This window comes from Niveibacterium microcysteis (genome assembly GCF_017161445.1).
GTDB lineage: Bacteria > Pseudomonadota > Gammaproteobacteria > Burkholderiales > Rhodocyclaceae > Niveibacterium > Niveibacterium microcysteis.
This window is the reverse complement of record NZ_CP071060.1, coordinates 13,112-39,221: the sequence shown is the minus strand read 5'-3', so window position 1 is coordinate 39,221 and position 26,110 is coordinate 13,112. Positions and strand designations below refer to the sequence as shown.

The window sequence follows — 26,110 nt, the reverse complement described above, 5'->3', positions numbered from 1 at the left end:
TCCCTCAGCGGGCGGCCGGTAAACCCGTTGCCCGGCGTCAAAGGTGTGCGCCAGTCGAGCCATACGCGCCGGCAACTTGCGGCAGAATGGCTGGCTGATCCCCCGTCGAGAAGCCACACCGATGCGCGCATCCCGTACCGCCCTTGCTGCCAGTTGCCTTGCCCTGCTGCTTGCCGCCTGCGGTGGCGGGGGCGGCGGCTCGTCGGGCGGCACCACGACCAAGGACTTCCCGCCCTCAGGCACCCTGGCGGCGCAGTGCATCGTCCCCCGCAGCGGCACCAACCCGGCCACCGGCCAGGCCTATGCGGACAAGGCCGGCAGCGCGGCAACCGAGAAGGCCTGGCTGCGTTCCTGGATCCATGAGTTCTACCTCTGGTACTCGGAAGTGCCCGATCCGGATGCGAGCGCCTACGCCACGCCGCAGGACTACTTCGATGTGTTGAAGACACCGGCGCTGACACCCAGCGGTCGCGAGAAGGATCAGTTTCACTTCACCTACGCCACCGACAAGTGGATCGCGGAATCGCAGTCCGGCGTAACCGCCGGTTATGGCGTGGAATGGAGCAGCATTTCGCGCAAGGCGCCACGCGAGATCCGCGTCGCCTACCTGCAGCCGGGTTCCCCCGCCGAAGCGGCCGGCCTCACGCGCGGCATGGAAGTCATCGCAGCCGATGGCATCGACGTGATCTACAGCAGCAACGTGGATGGGCTCAACGCAGCGATGTTCCCGGATCAAGTTGGCGCCACGCATACGCTGACCGTCCGCGACCCGGCGACCAACACCACCCGCGATGTGGTGCTGACCTCGACCGCCGTGACGCTGAGCTCGGTGATGAACACCCGCACGCTGGATACCACCGATGGCAAGGTCGGCTACATGCAGTTCAACGACCATATCGCACCGGCGGAGGCCGATCTCGTGACCGCGATCAGCCAGCTCAAGGCGCAGGGCATCAAGGATCTGGTGCTCGACATCCGCTACAACGGCGGTGGCTACCTCGCGATCGCAAGCCAGCTCGCCTACATGGTGGCCGGGCCTGCCAAGACGGCCGGCAAGACCTTTGAACGCACCGTGTTCAACGACAAGTATCCGAACACCGACCCGATCACTGGCCGCACGCTGACGCCGACACCGTTCTACAACATCACGCTCGGCTTCTCGCTCGCGTACGGGCAGAACCTGCCGACGCTGGGCCTCAACCGCGTCTACGTGCTCACCGGCAGCGGCACCTGTTCGGCCAGTGAAGCGATCATCAACGGCCTGCGCGGTGTCGGCGTCGAAGTCGTGCAGATCGGCAGCACAACCTGCGGCAAGCCTTACGGCTTTTACCCGCAGGACAACTGCGGCACGACCTACTTCGCGATCCAGTTCCGCGGCGTCAATGCAGCGGGCTTTGGCGACTACGCCGACGGCTTCGTGCCCGCGGGCAGCGGCACCGCCGGCCTGCCCGGCTGCGCAGTGGCTGACGATTTCGCACACAGCCTCGGCGACCCGGCTGAAGCACGGCTGGCTGCCGCGCTGAGCTATCGCACCAACGGCGTCTGCCCGGCACAAACGGCAGCGCGGGAAACGCGCATTGCGGCCATCAGCAGCGGCCCGGCCATCGGCAAGCGCGCGCCGTGGCGCGACAACCGCATCGTGGGCCAACCATGAACCGTGCAACGGCCCTTCCGCTCGTCGCCGGCCTGGTGCTGACGGCATGCCAGACGCCGCCGCAACTGGCGGAGCATGACGCACTGCTGATCGAACCGGACGCCGACACACGCGCCGAGGTACGCGCAGCGGCCAGCACCCTGCTCGGCGGCACGCCGGTGCTGCTGGCGCCCGACGCCTTCACGCAAGAGAGCCGTCTGACACTGGAACGGATGCCACGGCGGTCGCTGCTCGATTTGCCGCTCGCCGATCGCGCGCGTTTTGAGCCGCACCGGCTGCGCCTCGTGACCTCCGGCGGTAGCTGCCTGCTGCGCAACGAAAACAGCGACACGGCGGTGTTGCTGGAATCTGCACACTGCCGCGTACAAATCACGAAGACGGACGATCGCTAGTGCCTCATAGGCGCGCCGCGCGCAACACGCGCCACGCCAGGCTGTGCTAGCTTCCGCTACGTCACCAAGACCAACCACGACGTCAGTCTTGCAAGCAGCCACTTGCGACTGCGGCGGTTCAACCCCGGAGCGCGTTCCGATGTTTGCCGTTCGCCTTGCCCTGTCCGCCCTCGCCGTCGCGCTGGCGATCCCGCCCGCAGTGGCGCAAGTTCGGCCTTACCGGATTACCGGTTCCAACATCCAGAAGGCAGCAAACGGCGTGCTGTCGCTGATGAGCTATTCAGCAATCCCGGACATCACCTCCAGCTCGCTATCGATCAGCAGTGATGCCACTGGCAACCCGGACCTGCTGATGTCGCAGGTCGGCGGAGGCTTCACCTGGAGCCGCGAAACGCCCATCTATCTCGAAGGTGCGGCGGCCTACAGCCGCTACGACCCGAGCTTCGTCGCCACGGACGGCACCAATACGAGGTCGATACCGGTCAAGTGGACCTCCTTGTCCGGCACCGGCGGCATCGGCTGGGATTTCCCGATCGCGGACCACCTCGTCTTGCGCCCGATCTTCAACTTCTCGCTCGGTACGGTGGCGAGCGATCTCACCGTTGCGCGCGCCTTCATAGAGAACAAGCTCGACCACGACATCGCCTTCCTCGATGGCGGCACCCTGAACGCATACGGCCTGGGCGGCAGCCTGATGCTCGACTATGAGGCGGCGTACGAGAGTCACGAAACCGACATCGAAGCACGCATCACGAACCTGACGCTGCGCAGCTTCAATAACACCAGCGAGGCGGTGCAAGGCAGTTCGAATTCCACCACTGCCAACATCTGGGCACGCTACCGCGCCCCGACACCGTGGCGGCTGATGGACCGACCGGTGCGCTACGTGCTCGAGTGCGCGCATTCGGAATACTTCGGCGACCAGCGCGGCGCGCTCGGCTTCGTGCGCCTGAGCCAGGTCGGCGCCGGCATCGAATTCGACTCCAGCGCTTACGACATCATCGTGACCCGCACGCGACTCGTCGCACGCTACGTGTTCGGCGATGGCGTGGGCGGCATGTCGGTCGGTTTCGCGGTGAGTTTCTGAACGCCGGCGGGTAGGCACATCGGCCCCTCGCGGGGCCGTGCCGGCGCTTGGTAAACTCGCTGCTTTCCCCGCCCGCCGCTTGCCGGCGCCCCGTCCGTGAATCTCAACGTCGTCCTGCTGCTGCTCGTCACCCTCGTCTGGGGCACCACCTTTCCGCTGATGAAGGCGGCCTCGGCCACGCTCAGCGGCGTCGAGATCTCCGCGTTGCGCTTCCTGGTTGCCGGTGTCGTGATGCTGCCCTTTGCACTGAAGGCATCGCGCGCGACCTGGCGCGACGGCGCAGTGCTCGGTGTCGTCGCACTGGTGTCGTACGTGACGCAGGCCTTCGGCCTGGAGTACATCTCATCCAATCGCAGCGCCTTCATCACGAGCCTGAACGTGCTGATGGTGCCCTTCATCGGGCTCGTGCTGGGTGGCCGGCTAAGCGCGCAAGTGCTGGCCGCCGCCGCGCTCGCGTGCATTGGCATCGGGCTCTTGTCATGGGAAGGCGGCGGTCACTGGATCGGCGATGCGGCCACGCTGGTCTGCGCGCTGGCCTACGCGGTCTACGTGATCCTGCTGTCGCGCCGCGCTGCGCAACACAATCCGCGCACGCTGGCCGCCACGCAGATCGTGCTGATGGCCGGCTTCGCGCTGGTCTGGATGCTGGTTGCCGGGCTCGGCAGCGACCGGCTCGCAACGCTGCCGACCCGCACCGCGCCCGCCTTGCTGCCGATCATCTACCTGGGCGTGATCGCAAGCGCCGGCATGCTGTTCCTGCAAGCGGTCGCGCAACGCCACATCTCGGCCGAGAAGGCGACCGTGATCTACGCAATGGAGCCGGTGTTCGCCGCGCTGTTCGGCTGGCTCTGGCTCGCCGAATCGCTGGGCCTGCGTGGTGCGGCCGGCGGTGCGCTGGTGGTCGTCGCAGCGATCCTCAGCGAGTGGCGCTTCAACCCCCGCGCAAGCACCGACGCCGCCTGAAAGCCGCGGATCGCTCGGCCGTGCAGCGGCGGCACCCGCTACTTGAGGATCAACTCCTGCATCATCTGTGAGCCGAGCACCTCGCGCATCACGCCACGGTCAGCGCCTGCCTGCTCCATCTGCTTCATCGTGCCCATCACCTTGGCCGAGACCGCCTCATCCTCGGCAACCCGATCGAGCGCCGCCCAGTTCGGATAGGTAGTGCTCAGGATCATGTCCGGCTCGGACGGGTTGCGTGCCGCAAACGAATAGACCGCATAGCTCGTAATCAGGCCAGCCTTCTTACGCGCCTCCATCAATGCCTTGTAAGGCCCTGCGAGATAAGCGACGTAATCGCTGAACTTGCCGGGCTTGATCTTGATGAAGCTCTGCTCCACGACCGGGCCTTCCTTGTACTGCTTGTCCTGGGACATCGCAGTACCGGCTATCAGCGCAAGTACGGCACACAACGCATAGCGGAAGATCGTACGCATCACGTTACTCCTCATGAGGGTGCCGACCGGACGGCCGGTCTGTTGGGTATAGACGGCGCACGCTCGGAAGCAAGGCTGTTGGCGTAGCCGAGGGGTACAGCTGCGCAGCTGACCGTTCATCGCCCGGCCGACGGGCGCAAGTGGGCCAGCAGCGCAATCGCTTTGTCGCCCACCGGCTGCAGCAATGCGCGCGGCGGCGATCGGCACCAACGTCACCGTAAGTCGCCACCCCTAGCGGATTCCGTGACGAAAGTCGCGCTCAGGCGCCACTGCGGGGGCGGCCGTCACAGCCGCGTCATTGCCTGGCAACAGGCTCTTCGGGCCTTGCCGACCTTGCGTGCGGCACCGGCGATCCGACCACCCGACCCTGACGGACAACCACCATGCACAAGAAGACCCTGATTGCCGCCCTGCTCGCGGCCATCACCACGCCTGCCATCGCCGCCTTTGACCTGGTTGCGATCGGCGATCTGAACGGCAGCGCTGCCGGCTCATTTGCCGATCTCTCAGGCCTGAGCGGCACCCTTGAGAATGGCGTTGCGGCCAACATCCTCGGCGGCCTCGGATCCGGCCTCGCTTGGGCGGGGGGAAAAACCTTCATCGCACTGCCGGATCGGGGGCCAAACGCCGTCTCCTACAACAGTGCGATCGACGACACGACCAGCTACATCCCGCGCCTGCAAACCGTGACGATGAAGCTGACCGCGTCGGCTTCCGGCGCGCTGCCCTACACGCTGACGCCAACGCTGAGCGCGACGACGCTGCTGTACAGCAACAGCGCGCTGGCCTACGGCAGCGGCGCCGGGCTTGGCGTCGGCAATGGCGCGCTGGCGCAAAACAGCGCCGGCAAGTATTACTTCAGCGGGCGTTCGGACAACTTCAACGCCGCGCTGCCCTCGACCAGCGGCAACAACGCGCGCCTCGACCCGGAAGGCATCCGCGTGTCGAACGATGGCAAGAGCGTGTTCGTCTCCGACGAGTACGGCCCCTACGTGTATCAGTTCGACCGCGCGACCGGCGCACGTACCAACAGCTTCGCGCTGCCGGCCAACCTCGCGGTCAGCAACCTGAGCCCGAAGGGTGACGTCGAGATTGCAGGCAACACGATCGGCCGTGTCGCGAACAAGGGCATGGAAGGCCTCGCGATCACGCCGGACGGCAAGACCCTCGTCGGCATCATGCAGGCGCCGCTGGAACAGGACACGAAGAAGAACGTGCGCATCGTGACGATCGACATCGCCAGCGGCACGACTCACCAGTACGCCTACAAGCTCACGACCGGCAGCGGCGTGAGCGAGATCGTCGCGATCAACGACCATGAGTTCCTTGTCGACGAACGAGACGGCAAAGGCCTCGGCGACAACAGCAGCGCGGCCGTGAAACAGTTCTTCCGGATCGACCTCGCCGGTGCGCAGGACGTCAGCGCGCTGAGTGGCGACCTGAGCAGCAAGGCCGTCGGCAAGACGCTGGTGCTGGACTTCGCCAGCAAGCTCAGCGCGGCGGGCGTGAAGGCCAACGACATCCCGGCGAAGATCGAGGGCCTTTCCTTCGGCCAGGACATCGTGGTCGGCGGCGAAACCCGCCACACGCTGTACGTGGCGAACGACAACGACTTCCTCTCCAGCGTGACGGACAGCAATCACCCGGCCGGCATCGCGAATCCGAACAAGTTCTACGTGTTCTCGTTCAGCGACAGCGATCTGCCCGGCTACCAGGCCCAGCTGATCAGCGCCGTGCCGGAACCCGAGACCTACGCGATGCTGCTTGCCGGCCTCGGCATCGTCGCGCTGGGCGCGCGCCGCCGCCGCACAGCACGCTGAATCAGCACGCCGAACACCGCCCCGCGAAGGGGCGGTTCTGTTTCAGGGCACGGTGCGCGGTAACAAGCGGCCGCTGAACCCAAGCCATGCGGTACGCAGCGCCAGCGTGCCGATGAACAGATTGGCCGCGATGAATACTGGCAACGCCAGCATGCCGGCCGCCGGCACGCCCGCAATAGCCAACTTGAGGCCAACCACCGTCGCCGACGCCACGCCGAAGGTGTAGGCCCAGTAAGAGGGCGCAAACGGCTGTGCGGCAAGCCAACGACGCAGGCGCACACCCAGCAGCAGTTGGAAAAGGCCATAGCCCCACAGCATCAGCAGCCAATGGTCGTGCCCCGCGGGCTCCAGCATCAGCCAGGCCATCGCGCAAACCACCGGCGGCGCAAACTGGATGCCGATCAGCGGACGCTGTGGGGCCGGCACCGCAGGCCCCTGCCAAAGCCGCTGCATCACCAGCGATTCAAGCGCAAACCATGAGAACACCCCAGCGCCAAGGAACAGCCAGCCCCAGTCCGCATGCCCAAGCGCACCGAGCGCCGCTGCGCTGGTGAAGTTGCCCGCGACCGTCGGCAGGTAGATCGCTGGCACCGTGTGCTGCGCCTCGCGCCCGCCCTGCCACAACAAGCCCGTGTGCCACAGCGCGAAGGCCAGATGCCAACCGATGCCGGCAAGTGCCAGCCCCCACGCCGCCGCCAGCGAGTAGGGCAGCACCGCCAGCACCATCAGCAAGGTCGCGACCCCCAACAAGGCCGGCGTGCTGCCTTGCACCGGGTGTTTGAACTCGGCGGCTGCATGCGCAGGTGCGCGCAGTGCCTGAAGTGCGTAGGCGAGCAACAGTGTCGCCCAGACCAGGGCCGCCAGCAGCAGCACGGCTTCGCCGATCCATGGCGGCACCCCCCACATGCGATGCGCCAGACGCCAGGCCTGCCCGAGCCCGGACAAACCGAGCACCATGCCGAAGAACGAAGCGGGGAGGGGAGCTGCACGCATGGTCGACTGCACAGGAAGACGAGAAGGCCGCGATTGTAGGGGCTGCCGCGCCGGCCGCCCTTTGCGTATCGCAAGGTATCGAATGACACTTGCGCGCCGACGCACCGATGCTAGCCTGATGAAGTCGCTCCTTCCCCCCGGAATCCGATGCCAGCCGCACCGCAAACCCCGCTGATGACACCCGCGGTCGCCGACTTCATTGTCAGCGGCCTCTCGATCACGGTCGCATCCTGCGACAGCCGCCTCGTCCCCTCGATCGCGAAGGGCGTCGGCTGCCGCCCGGCGGACGACCTGACGACACTCACCGTGTTCCTCTTCGCTGAAAGCGCGGAGGCCACCTGCCGTGACATCGCCGCCAACGGCCGCATCGCAGTGACCTTCAGCCGCCCGAGCACGCATGAGACGGTGCAGATCAAGGGCCGAAACGCGCGCACCGTGCCGCTTGAGCCCGGCGACGTCGCCCGCGTCCGACGCAATCTCGACCTCTTCACCGAAGACATCGGCCTGCTCGGCTGGGGTGGGGACTTCGTCGACGCCGTGTTCTGGCGCGACCCGGCCGATCTGCTCGCGGTGCGTTTCACGCCCGATGGCGTGTTCGGCCAAACCCCCGGCCCGCGCGCCGGCGAAGCCCTGGCGAGGCGCCCATGATCCAGCTCGAAGCGATCCGCGGCTGCCTCGAAGGCTCGATTCCAGCGGTGCTCGCCACCGCCAGTGCCGATGGCACGCCGAACGTGACCTACGTGTCGCAGATGCATTACGTCGATCCGCGCCATGTCGCGCTGTCATTCCAGTTCTTCAACAAGACGCGCGAGAACATCCTTGCAAACCCGCGCAGCACAGCGCTGGTGATCGACCCGATCAGCGGCGAGAGCTTCCACATCGAACTGCTCTACCTGCGCACCGAGACCGAAGGCGCGCTGTTCCAGCACATGAAGGCGAAGCTCGCCGGCATTGCATCGCACTCCGGCATGGTGGGCGTGTTCCGCTTGCAAGGTGCAGACGTTTACCGCGTGCTGGGTGTCGAGCGCATCCCCGGCCCGGTGCTGCCGAATCCGCAGCCGCGCCGCAACCTGCTCAACGCAATGCGCAGTGCCAGCGCACGGATCGCGGCCTGCGTTGACCTCGACGGCGCCGTCGACGCCGCACTCGATGCGCTCGCGAGTGACTTCGGCATCGAGCATTCGATGCTGCTGTTCGCCGAGGAGGCCTGTGGACGCCTCTACACCGTGGCAAGCCGCGGCTATCCGGTGACCGGTGTCGGCTCCGAAATCGCCTACGGCGATGGCGTGATCGGCGTCGCGGCGCAGTACCGCACGCCGATCCGCATCAACCACATGACCATGGAGTACAGCTACGGCCGTGCCGCGCTCGACGGCGCCTGCGCCCATCCATGGCCACTCGAAACGCAGATACCGTTTCCCGGCCTGCCGGAACCGCACAGCCAGCTCGCCGTACCCGTACTCGCGCACGGTCGCCTGCTCGGTGTGCTGTGTGTCGAAAGCCCGCAAGACCTGCGCTTCACCTATGACGATGAAGATGCCCTCGTCGCGCTCGCGACCCAGCTCGGCTCTGCAATCCACGCGCTGCAACAACAGGCACTGGTCGAATCCGCCGTCACCGAACGCGAAGCACGCCCTGCCGCGCCACTCGCCGGTCAGGCGCTGGAAGTCCGCCACTACGCAGCCAACGACAGCATCTTCATTGGCGGCGACTACCTGATCAAGGGCGTCGCCGGCGCGATCCTGTGGTGCCTGCTGCAGACACGTGCCGCAACCGGCCGCGAAGACTTCTCCAACCGCGAACTGCGCGTTTCACCTGACCTGCGGCTACCCGAGATCAGCGACAACCTCGAAGCCCGCCTGATCCTGCTGCAGCGGCGCCTCGACGAACGCAACGCCGGCATCCGCCTGCGCAAGACCGGGCGCGGGCTGTTCCGGCTTGAGGTCGACATGCCACTCGATCTGCGCGACCTGTAGGTTCGTCGAAAGAACGGAGGCGACCATTGGCCGCCCCTCATTTTTTCCAGCAGATCCGGTCACGCCGCCGCAGCGCCGGCCGGTAAGCGATGCCTGATCACATTCACCGCGAACAGCACGACCGATGCAAACACCAGCACGCTGCTGACGGCCACCACCGGTTCTGCCGCTGGGGTGCCCAGCAGCAGGGCGGCGAGGCCCGCCATCATCACCGGCAGCGCGAGGTTGTAGAGCCAGAAGTGCAGCGTTGCCGCGCGATTGGCGGCCGCGCGAGGGAACTGGGTGTAGACCCAGCCGGTCAGCGCGAGCGACACCCAGCCGAGCAGATTGAGGTGCACATGGATCGGGCGCAGGCGGAAGTCGTGGCTCGCCGCCATACCGACGCCGAGCGCAACCGCGACGACGAAATAGAGCAGGGCGAGCAATACCCAGCGTTGTGCCTGTCGGGTCATGGTCGCCTCCTTAAATGCCCAGCGCGAGCGTGAGCTTGCGCCAGTCGCGGCCGCCGAGCAGCGGGCGGATCAGGTTGAGTACGCCGTCGAAGACTTCCGCCGGTGCGGTGCGCCGCATTCCGCCCAGCATGCCGGCGCGCTCGTTCGGCGTCATGTGCGGCAGCATCCAGCGCATCGCAAGTTGCAGGCGATCCGGGGCTTCGCCCGACACGATGGCGTGCTCGATTGCGCGGATCTCGTCGTCGCTGTAGTGCGCCCACAGCACGGCGTTGTGCTCGCGCTCTTCCTTGCCCATGTGCTCGAAGTTGTGGCCGACGAAATCGGACAGGCGGCGGTAGAGACCTTGCGCTGCCTCGTCATTGCCCGGCACCCGTTCGAGCAGCCAGCGTAGTTGTGCGATCTCGAGGGCGTGCGCCTCGTGCTCCGCGGCGACGTCGGCGCACGAGCCGGGCTGGCGCGCTTCCATCGCCGGGTGAACATGGCGGTTTTCGTTCTCAAGATGGTGCTCGCAGATATCGAGCAGCGCACGCACTTCTTCGCTGACTACAGCGATGTCGGCACTGTCGTGCGCATCGAGCCGGCCGACGCGGACCAGCGTATGCGCCATGAAGGCACGCAGCCCTTTGTGGATGAAGGCGTAAATGTCGTGACGGGGGTGTTGCATGATGTTCTCCAGCTGCTGTCTTGGGGTAAGCCGATGCCTGCGCATCGGATGACTGGAGAATAGAAAGGCGGCGCCCACGCCGTTCCTAAATCTTGGCTCGCGGAATCCTAATTTTTCCCTATTGCCGGCGGCCGCGTGACGCGCATCACGCGCGATGCGGCGTCACTGGGCAATGCCGGCAAAGCGCGCTGCGCTCTCGTTGCCCTCTGCGTCGAGCGCAATCACGCCGAAGAGGTAGTCGTCCTTCGATATGCCCTTGAGCGTCAGTTCGCGCGCCTTGCCGGCGTCGTGCTGATGCTGCCAGACCGGCGAGGTGGTCTCGCGCCATACCACCCGATAACCCGCTACGTTCTGCTCCGGGCTCGCCTCCCAGGTCAGCCGTGTGTCGTTGCTCAGTGACTGCGTATCGAGCACGACACGCGCGGGTGCTGCGGGTGCGCGCGCCAGGCTGGCCAGCGCGGCCGCATTGGCCCGGGCAACCCGCGCGACGTAGTCGAAGTCGACATAGTCCGGCAAGTCGCCGTATCGATGGCCATCGGACTCACGCAAGTCCTGGTGCTGGTGCCGGAAGTCTTCAACCGGCTCGGTGAAGCGCAGCGCGGGGAAGCCGCGCTCGAGGAAGGGCAGGTGGTCACCCCCGCGCAGGAAGCGGTCGCGTCGCGCGACGAGCTGCACCTTGAAGCCCGGCTGCCACTGCTCGGCCGCCCGCTTCACGGCACGGGCGAACTGGTGCGTGGGCGTGTCGTGCTCGCCGCCGATGCGGGCGATCTGCAGCAGTTGCTCGCGTGCCTGCTTTGCGAAGCTGTCTTCACCCGGCTGGTTGCGCTCGTTAGCCAACACCGTCTTGAGCATTGGCGTCAGGCCGTCGGCGAACAGTCGCACCGTATCGGCGCGGCGCACGCCGTCGTCACCGAGCGAACTACCGATGATGTCGTTGGTGATCATGCCCTCGATGCGGGTGTGCTCGGCAGCCGCGTCGCGCGCGAGCCGGTCGGCACCGAGAAGGCCCTGCTCTTCGCCGGCCACGGCGGCGAACACGATCGTCGCACGGGTGGACTGATCCGCCATCGCGCACGCTATGGCAATCACCGCAGCAACGCCGGAGGCATCATCGTTCGCGCCCGGTGCGTCGGACCTCGCATCCATCACATCACTGGCGCGCGAATCGTAGTGGCCGCTCACGAGGTACACCCGCTCACGGCCAAGCGGGTCTAAGCCGGGCAGGGTGGCGACGACATTGACGATCTCGGTCGGCCGGTCGATGCGCCGGCCCGCCAGCTCCACATGACTGAGAAAGCGCACGCTCAGTCGCCCCTTGCGCTCAGCGTTGCAGGCTTCAAGCCGCTGCTTGATCCAGCGCCGCGCAGCACCGATGCCGCGGGATTCCGATTGCGTGTCGGACATCGTGTGGCGGGTGCCGAAAGCCACCAACGTGCGAATGTCCGATTCGATCTGGCGACCGTCGATGCGTTCGAGCACGCGCGCGATTACGGCATCGTCGGCGACGGCTGGGGCGGCAAACGCTGCGGACAACAACAGCGCAGCGCCATGGATGGCACGCGAGCGGCGCATGTTCGGGGCTCCTTGTGGGAAGCCGCCAGCATACACACGCCTCCAGTGATCGGCGTGCGCGGCGCTACGAGGCCGGTATCACCAGATGTAGCCGACGCCCGCGATCACTGTCACTTCGTTGTCGTGCGCGACGATCGGGCTCTTTGCGGTACCGCTGTCAAAGTGTTCGATATTGCCGGATACCGTACCGAGCCAGTGGCGGTCGAAACGATAGCTGGTGATCAGGCTCATCATCGGCGACCAGGTCGCGCCGGTGTCGTGCTGCGGGCGACCGGGCCGCGCTTCGTCGGCCGATACGCCACCGAAGTAGTAATTCGCGAGCTTGCTCGAACGCCACAGCAGGCCCAGGCCGGGCATCACCAGCAGGCGGCCGCGGATCACGGGAAAGTCCGACCACAGCAGGCACTCCTGCCCCTTGCTGGTACCGCTGATGTCGCTCGCGGCACGCATCGTCAGCAACGCATACGGCGTAATCAGATTGGCGCCGATGCCAGCCTCGGGCTCCCATTCCCGCTTCGTCATGCCCGCCAGCTCCGGCGCATCGGCCGGGTCGAGATTACCGAAGCGCACGCGGCCGTATGCGAAGGCCGCAAAACCGCCTCCGCGATAAAAGTAGTAACGGGCACGGTCGCCGAGGTACATGAAGCGCTCGCCGAAATACACGCCGCCCGGCACCACAAGGTTCATGTCGTCCAGCGCCTTGTAGCGCGCGTTCGCGCCGATATAGACGCCACCCAATACCAGGCCCTGCGGCACTGGCGAATCCTCGGAGGCACTACTGATCAGATCCAGGGAGCCCAGATCGGTCTCCGCCCGAACCGGCGAACCCGCCATTGCGCCCAACGCGAGCAGTGCAGCAACCGCCTTGCGGAAACGACGAGAGGGCTTGGTCATCGGATAGATTGGCACGTCAGCACTCCTCGGCGTCGGGAAAGGGTCACTTCAGTGTAGCGACTCGCGCAACGGCGGAGCTTTGCGCCCGCGCAATTCGCCCTCATGGGCCCGATCACGGCCGCGCCGGATCGAAGCGGCCTACTCACGCGACGTTTGAGCGACGCAGACTACCTTGACTGCCCACGGTCGGGTAGGCAAACCCTGTGCTCACGCAGAGGCGAGCTAAAACACGTCTGGACCGAGGCCACCCAAACGGCTACAGCATCTCAAAGAAGCCGGCGACGAAGGACGAGACGCAAACGCAACCCGTATCGCAAAAGGCCAAGTGCGGAGAATGTCATTTGCACCACCGTGACTTTGGTCCGGATCCCGGGTACGAGATCCTCTCAAATGCTAACGCTGAGCGCGTGGCGCCGGTAGTATTTGAGGTGTCGCAGCTTCCTTTACGCATTGTCCATATCATGTTCGGCGCAAATCTCTTCGATCGCTTGGTGCTTTTGGTATTGCCTCTCTTATTGATTGCCTGTGGCGGCGGAGGCAACACCGCATCAGAACCCCAGTACCCCAAAACCGGTTGGTACCAACCTCCGCTTGCAAGCGACGACATGGTCGAGGCCCCTATCAGCGCTAGTTCGGTCGTACTGCTGCACGAGACCGCCCGGGATCGACTAATTAACGTTCTGCCCGTTACCGACGCTCCTTACGCGATTTGGCCAGTATTCGGCCAGCGGTTTGCGTCCGATCCGAATTCTCCGGTCGTCGCCACCCATTTGTTCGTTCTCGACCAGACCCGGCGTGCGCTCTTGCGAGTCAGCCTTGCAGCCGAGGGTTCGCGCCCGATGGGTTCGACTCTGTACGCGTCTGACGAACTGTGCCCGTTAGGTCGCGTGGCGCAGTCGCGATCGCTGCCGACCGACGCCGTGTTGTTGATTCAGAAACGTGGTCCCGACAAGCTGTGCGGCACGACTGACGACAACTCCGTGGCGGTTGGCATCAACGGGAGGATCACCGAAGTCAGCATTGACGGTGAGGTCCTCGTCGAGCTCAACCGCTACTTGCCCGGCGACCGTGGTGGTTGGTTAATCAGGCGTGCAGGCGCGACAAGCGACGACATAGTGCAGGTGAACACCGGCGCACCAAATACCGCAACCGCCACTTGGACTATTGCGCATGGTGCCAAGTTGCTGGACATCAGCCAGAACGTTGCGCTGTTTGATCGGGGCGCGACTGGAAGCTCTGCCGCCGGATTCACGCGTATCAACCTCGCCACTAAGCAGATCGACGTTCTTACCACTACGCTCGGTATCCTTGGTCCTGGAAGCACGCCACTCACTTTTAGTGGCGCGACCAGTACCGAATTCAGGTTCGTCGGCACCGAAGCCCTCGCATCGGGCCAGTGGCGTCGAGTGCTAGTTAAACTTCCTCATGAAAGAACGATCGGAGCAATCGTAGCAAGTCTCCCGCCCTTCTCTGCAGCGGAGGAAGATCCAAACGGCTCGATTCCCCTGGGCGACGGTGCTGCACCCGACTATCTTGGGGTCTCCCACGCGTTCTTCGCTACCGCCTATATTGCCGACGAGAATAACGGTTTGCTCGTCGCCCAACCCGAGTTGACTGGCCAGAGAGCGATCGCTGCTGCGAACGAGAGTCTCGTGTTTTCACGCTTCTCGGTGGATCCTAAGATCGGAAGTGACATTTCCGCGGTTTTCAAGCGCATCCCGGCCAAGCTTACGGAAAAATTCATGCTTCACGCCCTGGCGATCAATCGCGAAACACGAAGCGAAACACGAACGATCGAGTACGGCTATGGCGCCATTCGCGTGAGCGGCCTCACTGGTCGCGAGAGCCTTTACTCGTTCAACCCTTACAAGAGCAGTCTGTCCCTGTATGCCGACGACGCCGCAGTTGCGGCTGCAGCACAACTCAAGAGTTTGTCGTCTCCTATCGTGCCACGAATGCTTCTGACAGGCTCCGTCGGGTTGCTCGAGGTCAGCGGCCCAGATGCAAGCACCGGCCAGGAGAGCACCGTGATGCTGTCATTCGACGTGGCGAAACCAAACTCTTGGACCAAAATCCAGAAGGATTAGACAGCGTAGCGCCCGGCAAGCGCGACCGACGATACTGCGTCTACTGGCACATCGCGAGCGAGCCCCGGGCTAGTATCGCCGCTTTCTCCATCCGTCATGCCGGGGCCCGGACATCTGCTCAACCTTGCCGCCGTATGCCCGAGCCACGATACCGTCGAAGGATTCGGGCAGCCTGTCGTCGCAAATAGCGTCAGTCCCGTCCGTAGGCGGCTTCGAATATGCAGCCACGAGAATGCCAAAGCAAGCCCTCGAAAGCGACGATTTCTGGTAGAACAGACGACGACGCCGGGTATCGTTTGTTGATCGCCCCAGCGGCTGGACTCAGTGTTCGCGACGCGCGGGCGAGAGCTCAAATTCGACTTTTGCGTCGTGCGCCTGCCAATGCACCACCTCGTTGCGCTAGTTGGTCTCAGCACGCTGACCAGCCGCCGACTAGCCAAACCAAGCTTCTAGCCTCAAGGCGCTGACGGACGCGTTCCGGCTCAGCGCTACGAGCGTAAAACTCTTGGTAAGTTGGCACATGGAGACCCACAGTCTCGGTTGCGATACTGCTCTATGCCAGGGAGGCGTCGGGGATGTGCGCAACAACACCCGCAGTGCAGGTTAAAAGGTGCCACACGTCGTCACCGACGATCACTCTTGGGCTAACGTCTTGCAAACGCATACCGGCGCTGAGAAGGAAGCGGCGGCCGCGTTTCTCAATGTAGCCTACATGCGCGACGAATCACGATGAAGCGCGTGCCGACCGACCACAGCCCACCGCGGTCGAAGGAACTTTATTTACCTTCACTTAGAGGAGCGCTCAGAGTAAGGGAGCCAGCCAGCGCGCCGCCGCCTCCACGCTCATCTGCTTCCTCTTCGCCCAATCTTCGAGCTGGTCGCGGCCGATCTTCGGCACGGCGAAGTAGTGCGCTTCGGGGTGGCTGAAGTAGAAGCCGGACACCGCCGCCGCGGGCGTCATCGCGAAGGATTCGGTCAGGTGCAGGCCGGTGGCGCGTGGGGCATCGAGCAGGTCGAAGAGCGGGCCCTTCTGGGTGTGGTCCGGGCAGGCCGGGTAGCCGGGGGCCGGGCGGATGCCCTTGTACTGCTCGGCGACGAGGGCCGCGGTGTCGAGCGACTCATCGGCAGCGTAGCCCCAGTCGGACCTACGGACCTTCTCGTGCAGGTACTCGGCGAAGGCTTCGGCGAGGCGGTCGGCCAGCGCCTTGAGCATGATGCCGCTGTAGTCGTCGTGCGCGGCGGCGAACTCTTCGAGCTTCTTTTCGATGCCGACGCCGGCGGTGACCGCGAAGCCACCCAGCCAGTCGGGCTTGCCGCCCTCGGGCGCGAGGAAGTCGGCGAGGCACCAGTGCGGCTTGCCGTCCGGGCGCTCGTGCTGCTGGCGCAGCTGCGGCAAGACCTGGCGCACCGCGCTGCGTGACTCGTCGGTGTAGATGATGATGTCGGCGCCCGTGGCTCCCGCGCGGCCACCTTCCACGCCTCGGGCCGCCGGCCAGATGCCGAACACGCCGTGTGCGGTGAGCCAGCGGCCGTCGATGATCTTCTTCAGCATCGCCTGCGCGTCGGCATACACCTGCCGCGCGGTCGCACCGACCACCTCGTCGTCGAGGATGGCCGGGAAGGGGCCAGCGAGGTCCCAGGTCTGGAAGAAGGGGCCCCAGTCGATGTACTCGGCGAGCTTCGCCAGATCCATGTTGCGCAGCGCGCGCAGGCCGGTGACGTCCGGCTTCGGCGGCGTGTAGGTGTCGAAATCGAGCTTCGCATGGTTGGCTGCGGCGACCGCGTAGGGCACCAGCTGCACGCCGCGCTTCTTGCCGTGCTGCTCACGCACCTTCTCGTAGTCCTCGGCAACTTCGGCGACGAAGGTGTTGCGGTGGTCGATGGAGAGCAGCTTGGTGACCACGCCGACCGCGCGCGAGGCATCCGGCACGTAGACCACCGGGCCTTCGTAGTTCGGCGCAATCTTGATCGCGGTGTGCGCACGGCTTGTGGTGGCGCCGCCGATCAAGAGTGGTACCTCGAAGCCCTGGCGCTGCATCTCGGCCGCGATGTGGCTCATCTCCTCGAGCGAGGGCGTGATCAGGCCGGAGAGGCCGATCGCCTGCGCGCCGTGCTCGCGCGCGGCGTTGAGGATCTTCTCCGCCGGCACCATCACGCCGAGGTCCACCACGTCGTAGCCGTTGCAGCCCAGCACCACGCCGACAATGTTCTTGCCGATGTCGTGCACATCGCCCTTCACGGTGGCGATGACGATCTTGCCCTTGGCGGCGGCGCCGGTACGCGCCTTTTCTGCCTCGATGAAGGGGATCAGGTGGGCGACGGCCTGCTTCATCACACGGGCGGACTTGACCACCTGCGGCAGGAACATCTTGCCGGCACCAAACAGGTCGCCAACGACGTTCATGCCGTCCATCAGCGGGCCTTCGATTACCGACAGCGGCGGCTTGCCTGCCGCTTCGAGCGCGGCGCGCGCTTCCTCGGTGTCAGCCACCACGTAGTCGGTGATGCCGCGCACCAGCGCGTGCTTCAGGCGCTCGCCGACCGGCTGCTCGCGCCATGCGAGATCTTCCACGCGCTCTTTCGCGGAGCCCTTCACCTGCTGGGCGTACTCGACCAGCGCTTCACCGGCGCCCGGGTGGCGGTTGAGCACCACGTCCTCGACCAGTTCGCGCAGCTTCGGTTCGAGCTCGTCGTACACGCCGAGCTGGCCGGCGTTGACGATGCCCATCGTGAGCCCCGCCTTGATCGCGTGGAACAGGAACACGGTGTGGATCGCCTCGCGCACATGGTCATTGCCACGGAACGAGAAGGACACGTTCGAGATGCCGCCGGAGGTCTTGGCGTGCGGCAGGTTCTGGTGGATCCAGCGCACCGCCTCGATGAAGTCGACGCCGTAGTTGTCGTGTTCCGCGATGCCGGTGGCGATGGCGAACACGTTCGGGTCGAAGATGATGTCTTCGGGCGGGAAACCGACTCCGCCTTGCTCCGGCGATGCCGTGAGCAGCTTGTAGGCCCGTTCACAGATCTCGATCTTGCGCTGGTAGGTGTCGGCCTGGCCCTTCTCGTCGAAGGCCATCACCACGGCGGCCGCGCCGTAGCGCATCACCAGCCGCGCCTGTTCGAGGAACTTCTCTTCGCCTTCCTTCATCGAGATCGAGTTGACGATGCCCTTGCCCTGCAGGCACTTGAGCCCCGTCTCGATCACTTCCCACTTCGAGGAATCGATCATCACCGGCACACGGGCGATGTCAGGCTCCGAGGCGATCAGCTTCAGGAAGCGTTCCATCGCCGCCTGCGAGTCGAGCATCGCCTCGTCCATGTTGATGTCGATGACCTGCGCGCCGTTCTCCACCTGCTGGCGGGCCACCGCCAGCGCGTCGTCGAAGCGGCCTTCGAGGATCATCTTCGCGAACACGCGCGAGCCGGTAACGTTGGTGCGCTCGCCGACGTTCACAAACAGCGAGTCGTCGGAAATCGCGAGCGGCTCCAGGCCCGAGAGGTGCATCACATGCGACTTCTTCGGCCGGTAGGCGGGCTTCACGCTAGCCACCGCTTCACCGATCGCCTTGATGTGATCCGGCGTCGTGCCGCAGCAGCCGCCGACGATATTTACGAAACCGCTCTGCGCCCATTCGCCGACTTGGCGCGCCATGTTCTCCGGCGTGTCGTCGTACTCGCCGAAGGCGTTGGGCAGGCCCGCGTTGGGGTGGGCCGAGCGCCAGGTCTCGGACACCCGCGCCATCTCTTCGACGTACTGGCGCAGCTCCTTCGCACCCAGCGCGCAGTTGAGACCAATCGTCAGCGGATTGGTGTGCGCGAGCGAATCCCAGAAGGCCTCGGTGGTCTGGCCCGAGAGCGTGCGGCCCGAGGCGTCGGTGATGGTGCCGGAGATCATCACCGGCCAGCGGCGGCCGGCTTCGTCGAAGAAGCGTTCGATCGCGAACAGCGCGGCCTTGGCGTTGAGCGTGTCGAAGATGGTCTCGACCATCAGGATGTCGGCGCCGCCTTCGACCAGGCCCTTGGCCGACTCGATGTAGTCGGCGACCAGCGCATCGAAGGTGATGTTGCGGAAGCCGGGGTCGTTCACGTCCGGCGACAGCGACGCGGTGCGCGAGGTCGGGCCGAGCACGCCGGCGACGAAGCGCGGGCGCCCGGTCTTCGCGGCGAACTCGTCGCACACTTCGCGTGCGAGCCGCGCACCGGCGACGTTGAGCTCGTAGGCCAGATCCTGCATGCCGTATTCGCCCTGCGACACGCGCGTGGCGTTGAAGGTGTTGGTCTCGATGATGTCGGCGCCGGCATCCAGATACGCCGCGTGGATGCCGCGGATAATCTCGGGCTTGCTCAGCAGCAGCAGGTCGTTGTTGCCCTTCACGTCGCTCGCCCAGTTGGCGAAGCGCGTACCGCGGTAGTCGGCCTCCTGCAGCTTGTGCTTCTGCACCATCGTGCCCATCGCGCCGTCGAGCAGCAGGATGCGGGTTTCGAGCAGGTGGCGGAGTTCTTCGGTACGGTCGGCTTGCATCATCGTTCTCGTCTGTCGTGTCGCATCGCCGGTGTGCGGTGGCAATGCCAAAATCTTGGGGGGCAGAAGGCGTGTCAGCGGCTCTGCATCAGGGTGTTCATCATCAGGCTGGCGATGGCGTCAGCGTCCGGGTTGTCCTGCTGGCCGAGGGCGCTGACGACGCGCAGTCGATCGGCCGGCGACTTGTTCTGCGACAGCTTGAACTTGGCCTCGACCCGCTGCATCTCAAGCACGAAACAGTGGATGTGGGCCAGCATGCCGGCGCGCTCATCCTGCCGCATGTGCCGCGTACCCGCCTCGCCGAGCGGATCGGGGTCGAAGGTATCGACCAAGTGGTCGAGCATTGCCTGCGCGGCCTCGCCGTCGATCACGCGCACCTTGGCATGCACATGCACTGTCGCGTAATTCCAGGTCGGCACACTGGGCTGTTCATACCAGGTCGGTGACACATACACATGCGGGCCGTGGAACACCGCGGTAACGGTGGCGCCTTCAGCCAACAGCGCGGCGTGCGGATTGGCACGCGCCACATGCCCGACCAGCGTGCCGGTGGCGTCGGCCACCAGCGGCAGATGGGTAATCACCGGTTCGCCGCCAGCCACGCTGATCAGCGTGGCAAAGGGGTGCTGCGCGATCAGTTGAACGATCGCGTCGCGGTCCGGTGCGGCAAAGTGGTCGGGAACGTAGAGCGTCATCGCGGCCCTGAAAACAGAAAACCCGTTCGGCCTCGGCGGCGGAACGGGTTCTTGTGAAACGCGTCTCGCTTTAGCTGATTTCGGCCCGGTCGGGGTCGGCGCCCAGCAAGCTGAGGTCAAAGCGGCGCAAGGGGTGGCAGTTTGTTGCGACCCTGCAAAATTGTCAAGAAACCCTTGGATTCAGGGACTTGCCGCGCGCCAGCCTGGCCGGGCCACGCGCAGCAGGACCGCCGCCTTGCCCGGTTCGCGCCGCGGGGGCAGCATGTGGCCTAGTCGTCCCAATCACCGGAGCTGCCATGACCCTCATCCTTACGGGCATTGCCTTGTTCATGATTGCGCATGTGGCAAGCGTGTTTCCGCCGATCCGCAGCCGCATCGTCAGCCGCATTGGCGTCAACGCGTGGCGCGGCACGCATTCGCTGTTGTCTCTGGCCGGGCTGGTGATTGTCGGGATGAACTGGTCCCACGCACCGACGACGGCGATCTTCGCGCCAAGCCCGCTCGCGATCCAGCTCGCCCCCTATACCAACACGCTGGCGTTGATCCTCTTCGTCGCCGGCGGGTTCAATTTCCCCGGTTATCTGCGGGCACGGCTGCATCATCCGATGGTGATCGGCGTCTTGATCTGGTCAGTCACCCACCTGCTTGCAAACGGCGGCATGCGCCAGACGGTGTTGTTCGGCAGTTTCGCGGCCTATGCGAGCTTCGCTTTGCTGGTGGCGGTGGCATTTCGCAAGCGCGCAACGCTGACGCCGCACTTCGCAGCGGACATCAAGGCCGGCGTGATCGGCGTCATCGCGAGCGCGGCCGTCATGCACGGGCACGTCTGGCTATTTGGCGTGCCCGCGGTGCTTGGCAACTGATCAGACGCGGAAGCGGGACGTCACGCTATCCAGTTCAGCGGCGGTCTGCTCGAGCGCTTGGGCGGTATGCGCGGCGCTCGACATCTCGGTCGCGGTTTCCTCCACCTGATGTGCGATCCGGTCCACTTGCTGCGCAAGGAGGCTGCTCGCCTGGCTCTGTTCGCGTGTTGAAGACGCAACGTCGCGAACCAGGGCCTCGGCCGCCAGTGAGCCGGCCGCGATGCGCGACAGGGTTTCCGCCGCCGTCGCCGCAGCATCCCGTGCCTTGTCGGCCAGCGGCATTGCATGGTCCATGGTCTGCGCGGCGTCGAGCGTGTCGCGCTGGATACGCTCGACGACATGCGAGATCTCGGAGGTTGCGGTTTCCGTTCGGGCCGCGAGCTTGCGCACCTCGTCCGCCACCACCGCAAACCCGCGCCCGTGCTCGCCCGCTCGCGCCGCCTCAATCGCAGCATTGAGGGCAAGCAGATTGGTCTGGCCGGCGATTTCCTTGATCACCTGCGCGATGCGCGATACCTCTTCCGCGTTCTGGGCGAGCGCGCGCACCTGCGTCGCGGCACCGCTGAGCGTGGAAGCCATCGTGCCGATATCCTCTGCGGCCCGCGCGACCTGGCCCTTGCCCTCGCCCGCCAGCTCCGCCGCGTCGCTGGCGTGGCGTGCCGTCTCGCTGGCGCTATCGGAAATATGGTTGATCGACACCGTGAGTTCTTCCATCGATGCCGCCATCGCTTGGGTACTGTCTGTCTGCTCGGCGGCGGCCGCCGCCACCGCGGATGAGGCGGCGTTGATGTCCTTGGCGGCCCGCGTAACACGGGCCGAGCCGGCGCCGATCTCGCCAATCACCGCGTGAAGCTTGCGCACCAGGCGATCGAGCTCGCCCAGCAAACTGTCGCCATGCGCGTTATCGAGGCTGACTTTCAGGTTGCCGTCCGCCACTTCGCGCATCACCGCAACGGCCTTGGCCGGCTCACCCCCAATGTCACGCATCACCGCCCGCACCACGGCAACAGCGACAAAGCCGACGACTGCGAGGATTACGGCGATCGCGGCAAGTACCTTGAGCAGCTCTTCCTTGAACACCGCGTCCAGGTCGTCGACGTAGAGCCCGGTCCCGATCGCCCAATCCCACGGCTCGAAGTGCCGCAGGTACTGCAGCTTGGGCACCTGCACATCGCTGCCCGGCTTGGCGGTCAGCGTGTTGGCGAAGCCGCTCTTGTCGAGCGCGGCGGTGATCATGGCGCGGATCGTGTAGGTGCCGGATTTGTCCTTCCGGTCCCAGTGATTCTTGCCTTCGTACTCTGGCCGGATCGGGTGCGCGACGCCGTTGCCCTTGGAGTCATAAACGTAGAAATACTCCTTGCCCTGATAGCGCATCGATTTGATGGCCTGCTTGGCCAGCGCCTGGGCCTGATCCTTCGGCAACTCACCCTTTTCAACCCGCTCCTGCAGGCCCGCGGCCACGCTGTAGGCGATGTCCACCGCCGAGGTCAGCGTCAGCTTGCGGTCGTCGAGCAGTTGCGTTCGCAGGTGGGCAATCTGCAGCGCGGCGAGGAACAGCATGCCGAGCAATGCAACCGCAACGAGCACCAACAAGCGGGTCTTGAGGCTGAGTTTGGCGAACATCGGGCGTACTCCTTCTTCACGGGCGTTCTCGGGGCGAAGCGTTGAAGCACCTGGCCTGAAGGCCAGACCAGCGTTAACGGCAAGGCGCCAAGCCAACTTGAGGCGATACGGACGACCGAAGCGCGGCATGCGCTACAGTGGCGTCCGATTCTCATCCACCCTGCCCCATGAAGCTCTACCTTGCCGGCCCCGATGTATTCCGAACCGATGCGCACGAATGGGCTGCAGCCGCCCGTGCGCTGTGCCAGCTCTTCGGCCATGACGCGCTGGTGCCGCTCGACAGTGATGCGCAGGACGCCGCCGGCATCTACGCCGCCAACATCGCGATGATCCGCGCCGCCGATGCGGTGCTCGCCAATCTAGCGGAATTCCGGGGTGCCGAACCCGATTCCGGGACGGCGTTCGAAGTCGGGTACGCCATCGCGCTGGGCAAACCTGTGATTGGCTACCTGCCTACGAACGAACCACTGGCAGATCGGATCACGCGCCATTGCGGGCCATTGACGCAAGATCACGGCGGCCTGCTCGATGGCAGCGGCTTGCGCGTAGAGCAGTTCGGCCTGCCGCTCAATCTGATGCTCGCGGTGCCGGCCCGGATCGTCGTGGGGGATCTATCGGTCGCGCTTGGCGCCTTGCCTCGCCAGCCAGCCGGCGGCTGACCCGCATCAATCGGGATTCATCGTATCGCTTGGCGGCGTCACACACTGGGGCCAGAATCGGGTCTCCCTACTTCGTACGAGCGCCCGCCATGCATGCCTCCAGACCGGAAGTAACGCGAACTTTGCTCGCCGTGATGACGATTGCGCTGCTGATCGTCACCTCGCTTTGGGTACTGAGACCCTTCCTGGGTGCCCTGATCTGGGCAACGATGATCGTGGTGGCCACCTGGCCGCTGATGACGGCGCTGCAGAGACGGTTGTGGGGCAAGCGGGGCCTCGCGACGGCGGTGATGGTGGGCGCATTGCTGCTGGTGTTGTTCGTACCGCTCACGATTGCGATCACAACCGTCGTATCGAACGCCGACAAGGTGGCCGAACTCGTTCCGAAGTTGCAGGAAGCCACGGTGCCCGAGCCGCCTAGCTGGGTCTCGGGCCTGCCGATGGTGGGCGACAAGATCGCGAGCTTCTGGCATGGGGTCGCCGTCAACGGCGTGGCGCCACTGCTCGCGAACATCAAACCCTATGCCGGCGATGCGCTGAAGTGGCTGGCGTCGCAGGCGGGCGGCCTCGGCATGGTGGTGATTCAGTTCCTGCTGACCGTAGCCGTGGCGGGGATTCTGTACAGCACCGGTGAAACCGCGGCGCGCGGCGTGCGTGGTTTCGCGCGACGGCTCTCCGGCGTGCAGGGCGATCGCGTGGTGATTCTGGCCGGTCAGGCAATCCGCGGCGTCGCGTTGGGCATCGTGGTCACGGCCCTGGTGCAATCGACGCTCGGTGGGCTCGGGCTGCTGATTACCGGCGTTCCGTTCGCGGCGGTGCTGTCGGCGATCATGTTCATGTTCTGCCTCGCCCAGCTCGGCCCTGTGCTTGTGCTGCTGCCTGCGGTCGGCTGGCTGTTCTGGAGCGGCGACAACACGATGGGTAGCGTGCTCTTGGTGTGGACTCTGATCGTCGGCTCGCTCGACAACTTCCTGCGGCCCTGGCTGATCAAGAAGGGCGCGGATCTGCCGCTGCTGCTGATCTTCTCGGGCGTGATCGGCGGCCTGCTTGGTTTCGGCATGATCGGCCTCTTCATCGGCCCGGTGGTGCTTGCCGTCACCTACACGCTTCTGGATGCCTGGATCGGCGACGCCTGGCCGCCTGAAGACAACGCCACGCCTGCCAACGACGGCAAGCAGGCTTAATCGCCGAAGAGCTTTCTCAGGCTCTCGCCAATCCCACCAGCGGCCTTGCCAACCCCTTCCGCAAGGCCGCCGATGCTGACACCCAACCCTTCGGCCACCGCGGCCGCAAAGCGCGAAGCCATCACCTCGTTGAGCGAGAACTTCGGATCATCGAGGTTGCCCTTCAACGTGAAGTCGACCTGAATTCGCCCCGATCGGTCCTTCAACGCCGATACCACCAGCGCGCGCGGTAGGCCCAGCGCGCTGTGGCCGTGCTCAACCAGCTCAAGTTCACTCAGGGTCAGGCGGCCGGGCGCATCGAGGCGCCGCTTCAGCACCTTGGCGTGCATGGAAAGATCAAGCACGCCGCGCTTCACTCCCGCATCGGCCGCTTTCACCAGATATGGCTCCACGCTGCGCAAGTCGACGCCCGTCAGGTCCAGCTTCAGATCCATGTCACGCGTCGCCATGGTCAGCGAACCTTCGAGCGCCAGATGACCGTCGCGGGTCGGGCCGGCAACGGTGCCGGCCAGTGTCAGCGTGCTCGCCGCATCCAGGGTCGGAATCCGCAGATCAGACAAACGCCCGTCGAGCGCACGCAGCGCAATGCAATGCGGCTTGCGTGCCACCGTGGCATCGCAGTAGTCCAGCGCGCCATCGACCAGCACAATCGAATCGAACCGGATGACGCGGGCTGGCGCCTCATCGGAAGACGCCTCGACGGCCGCATCACTTTGCGGTCCCGATGCGTCATCCTGCCGGCCCTGCGGTGCGGCAGCCGGCTCCAGCACCGCCGGCAACACCCGCAGACGCCCGTTCCGCGCGCGCAGCATCGACAGATAGGCACCTTCGAGACGGAGCTCACGTACCTCGATGTCGCCGCGCAGAAGACTCATCAGCGCCGGCACCACACGCACCACCCGCGCCCGCAGCTCGTCCTGCACAGGCCACTCATCCGCCGCCCGCACCACCACGTCGTGCAGTTCCAGCGCGTTCCACCGCACCACCACATCCCCGACCTGCGCCCTCGCCCCCAAGCCCTGCTCAACCGCCACCTTCAAGCGCTGAACAGCAAAGTAGTAAGCAGCCGGAACCAGCAACAAAAGCGCGAGCAACGCGGCAAAAATGAAACGGGCGGTGCGAGAACGGAGCATTGGAATCGAGGAAATCGATCAAGACGATGGGCGCAATTGTAGGAAATTGGCGAGCAACGCTGCGCTGGGTCGAATCGAACGCACCGGACCACTGGCCGGCCCGGTGAGGTTCTTCCGTTTTGCCTTTAGCTTCGAGCAGCGCGGTAAGGGCGATTTTGCCGTTTGCGTTGACGCTTCCGCCGCTGGCTTCGTTGCCTTACGCGTTGTCTGGCACACAGCTTTTGTGGGCGATCCCTATCACGATTGGTCGGTCGATGTCGCCGTCGGAGAAATCCATCAGCGTTTCCGCCTCATACTCGGCGTGAAATGCGCGCCTTGGTGGTATCCGGCCTAACCTGCCGCTGCTCCACAACTCTCAGTCAGGGTGGTTCGAAACGGCCCACCCTGCAGGACTGACGCTGTGG

At 65.1% G+C, this 26,110-nt stretch carries 22 protein-coding genes; 12 read left to right on the top strand and 10 right to left on the bottom strand.

The genetic code is table 11. The annotated features are described in order from the left end of the window. Positions 1 to 121 precede the first annotated feature (121 nt). The 4 genes from JY500_RS00150 to JY500_RS00135 all read left to right on the top strand — a co-directional run bounded on the left by JY500_RS00150 (position 122) and on the right by JY500_RS00135 (position 4,096). Entirely contained in the window at positions 122 to 1,654 is a 1,533-nt protein-coding gene (locus JY500_RS00150) for a S41 family peptidase (protein WP_206254644.1), read from the top strand. Beyond that, positions 1,651 to 2,046 carry a hypothetical protein gene (locus JY500_RS00145; protein WP_206254643.1) on the top strand — a complete coding sequence of 132 codons (396 nt, stop codon included), beginning with the start codon at positions 1,651 to 1,653 and terminating at the stop codon, positions 2,044 to 2,046. The genes JY500_RS00150 and JY500_RS00145 overlap by 4 nt, the downstream gene beginning before the upstream one ends. A 139-nt stretch (positions 2,047 to 2,185) precedes the next feature. After that, positions 2,186 to 3,133, top strand: coding sequence for an autotransporter domain-containing protein (locus tag JY500_RS00140; RefSeq protein WP_206254642.1), 948 nt, complete (start codon positions 2,186 to 2,188; stop codon positions 3,131 to 3,133). Positions 3,134 to 3,229: 96 nt separating this feature from the next. Further along, entirely contained in the window at positions 3,230 to 4,096 is an 867-nt protein-coding gene (locus tag JY500_RS00135; protein WP_206254641.1) for a DMT family transporter, read from the top strand. 38 nt (positions 4,097 to 4,134) lie between these two features. Here JY500_RS00135 and JY500_RS00130 read toward each other — a convergent pair whose 3' ends face one another. Next, on the bottom strand, positions 4,135 to 4,569 hold the full coding sequence (locus tag JY500_RS00130) for a hypothetical protein (RefSeq protein WP_206254640.1): 435 nt from the start codon (positions 4,567 to 4,569) through the stop codon (positions 4,135 to 4,137). A 383-nt stretch (positions 4,570 to 4,952) separates the two neighbouring features. Here JY500_RS00130 and JY500_RS22065 point away from each other — a divergent pair, with 383 nt between their 5' ends. Continuing rightward, the gene (locus JY500_RS22065; protein ID WP_246479725.1) at positions 4,953 to 6,389 is read left to right on the top strand and encodes an esterase-like activity of phytase family protein; all 1,437 of its coding nucleotides are present in this window, start codon (positions 4,953 to 4,955) and stop codon (positions 6,387 to 6,389) included. Between the two features lie 42 nt (positions 6,390 to 6,431). On the opposite strand, the gene tehA is transcribed toward JY500_RS22065, so the two are convergent. Then, complete coding sequence (tehA, locus tag JY500_RS00120; RefSeq protein ID WP_172202081.1) at positions 6,432 to 7,382, bottom strand: dicarboxylate transporter/tellurite-resistance protein TehA; 951 nt, start codon at positions 7,380 to 7,382, stop codon at positions 6,432 to 6,434. A gap of 174 nt (positions 7,383 to 7,556) precedes the next feature. Here tehA and JY500_RS00115 point away from each other — a divergent pair, with 174 nt between their 5' ends. Then, positions 7,557 to 8,030, top strand: coding sequence for a pyridoxamine 5'-phosphate oxidase family protein (locus JY500_RS00115; protein WP_172202083.1), 474 nt, complete (start codon positions 7,557 to 7,559; stop codon positions 8,028 to 8,030). Then, positions 8,027 to 9,358, top strand: a complete 1,332-nt coding sequence (locus tag JY500_RS00110; protein WP_206254639.1) for a GAF domain-containing protein — start codon at positions 8,027 to 8,029, stop codon at positions 9,356 to 9,358. The genes JY500_RS00115 and JY500_RS00110 overlap by 4 nt, the downstream gene beginning before the upstream one ends. 59 nt (positions 9,359 to 9,417) lie before the next feature. On the opposite strand, the gene JY500_RS00105 is transcribed toward JY500_RS00110, so the two are convergent. The 4 genes from JY500_RS00105 to JY500_RS00090 form a co-directional block, all read right to left on the bottom strand. Continuing rightward, the gene (locus tag JY500_RS00105) at positions 9,418 to 9,810 is read right to left on the bottom strand and encodes a hypothetical protein (RefSeq protein ID WP_206254638.1); all 393 of its coding nucleotides are present in this window, start codon (positions 9,808 to 9,810) and stop codon (positions 9,418 to 9,420) included. 10 nt (positions 9,811 to 9,820) lie between these two features. Then, the gene (locus JY500_RS00100) at positions 9,821 to 10,474 is read right to left on the bottom strand and encodes a hemerythrin domain-containing protein (RefSeq protein ID WP_206254637.1); all 654 of its coding nucleotides are present in this window, start codon (positions 10,472 to 10,474) and stop codon (positions 9,821 to 9,823) included. Positions 10,475 to 10,636: 162 nt separating this feature from the next. Beyond that, positions 10,637 to 12,046 (bottom strand): M20/M25/M40 family metallo-hydrolase, encoded by a 1,410-nt coding sequence (locus JY500_RS00095; protein ID WP_206254636.1) that lies wholly within the window; start codon positions 12,044 to 12,046, stop codon positions 10,637 to 10,639. 78 nt (positions 12,047 to 12,124) lie between these two features. Beyond that, positions 12,125 to 12,955 (bottom strand): MipA/OmpV family protein, encoded by an 831-nt coding sequence (locus tag JY500_RS00090; protein ID WP_206254635.1) that lies wholly within the window; start codon positions 12,953 to 12,955, stop codon positions 12,125 to 12,127. Positions 12,956 to 13,281: 326 nt separating this feature from the next. Here JY500_RS00090 and JY500_RS00085 point away from each other — a divergent pair, with 326 nt between their 5' ends. Next, entirely contained in the window at positions 13,282 to 15,027 is a 1,746-nt protein-coding gene (locus JY500_RS00085; protein ID WP_206254634.1) for a hypothetical protein, read from the top strand. Between the two features lie 802 nt (positions 15,028 to 15,829). On the opposite strand, the gene metH is transcribed toward JY500_RS00085, so the two are convergent. Together metH and JY500_RS00075 are read right to left on the bottom strand one after the other, a co-directional pair. Beyond that, positions 15,830 to 19,549, bottom strand: a complete 3,720-nt coding sequence (gene metH / locus JY500_RS00080; protein WP_206254633.1) for a methionine synthase — start codon at positions 19,547 to 19,549, stop codon at positions 15,830 to 15,832. A 74-nt stretch (positions 19,550 to 19,623) separates the two neighbouring features. Beyond that, a complete protein-coding gene (locus tag JY500_RS00075; RefSeq protein ID WP_206254632.1) occupies positions 19,624 to 20,244 on the bottom strand; it encodes an FMN-binding negative transcriptional regulator in 621 nt (206 codons plus the stop codon). Positions 20,245 to 20,540: 296 nt separating this feature from the next. Between JY500_RS00075 and JY500_RS00070 the strand changes: the two genes are divergently transcribed. Continuing rightward, complete coding sequence (locus JY500_RS00070) at positions 20,541 to 21,107, top strand: NnrU family protein (protein WP_206254631.1); 567 nt, start codon at positions 20,541 to 20,543, stop codon at positions 21,105 to 21,107. Here JY500_RS00070 and JY500_RS00065 read toward each other — a convergent pair whose 3' ends face one another. Then, complete coding sequence (locus JY500_RS00065) at positions 21,108 to 22,730, bottom strand: methyl-accepting chemotaxis protein (RefSeq protein ID WP_172202101.1); 1,623 nt, start codon at positions 22,728 to 22,730, stop codon at positions 21,108 to 21,110. Between the two features lie 167 nt (positions 22,731 to 22,897). Between JY500_RS00065 and JY500_RS00060 the strand changes: the two genes are divergently transcribed. Next, the gene (locus JY500_RS00060; RefSeq protein ID WP_206254630.1) at positions 22,898 to 23,389 is read left to right on the top strand and encodes a nucleoside 2-deoxyribosyltransferase; all 492 of its coding nucleotides are present in this window, start codon (positions 22,898 to 22,900) and stop codon (positions 23,387 to 23,389) included. An 89-nt stretch (positions 23,390 to 23,478) separates the two neighbouring features. After that, positions 23,479 to 24,573: an AI-2E family transporter YdiK gene (ydiK, locus tag JY500_RS00055; protein ID WP_206254629.1), complete on the top strand. Its 1,095-nt coding sequence runs from the start codon at positions 23,479 to 23,481 to the stop codon at positions 24,571 to 24,573. Here the strand turns inward: ydiK and JY500_RS00050 are convergent. Continuing rightward, positions 24,570 to 25,706 carry a DUF748 domain-containing protein gene (locus JY500_RS00050; protein WP_206254628.1) on the bottom strand — a complete coding sequence of 379 codons (1,137 nt, stop codon included), beginning with the start codon at positions 25,704 to 25,706 and terminating at the stop codon, positions 24,570 to 24,572. The genes ydiK and JY500_RS00050 overlap by 4 nt on opposite strands. On the opposite strand from JY500_RS00050, the gene JY500_RS00045 reads away from it, so the two are divergent. Then, on the top strand, positions 25,678 to 26,040 hold the full coding sequence (locus JY500_RS00045) for a hypothetical protein (RefSeq protein ID WP_206254627.1): 363 nt from the start codon (positions 25,678 to 25,680) through the stop codon (positions 26,038 to 26,040). The genes JY500_RS00050 and JY500_RS00045 overlap by 29 nt on opposite strands. Positions 26,041 to 26,110 lie beyond the last annotated feature (70 nt).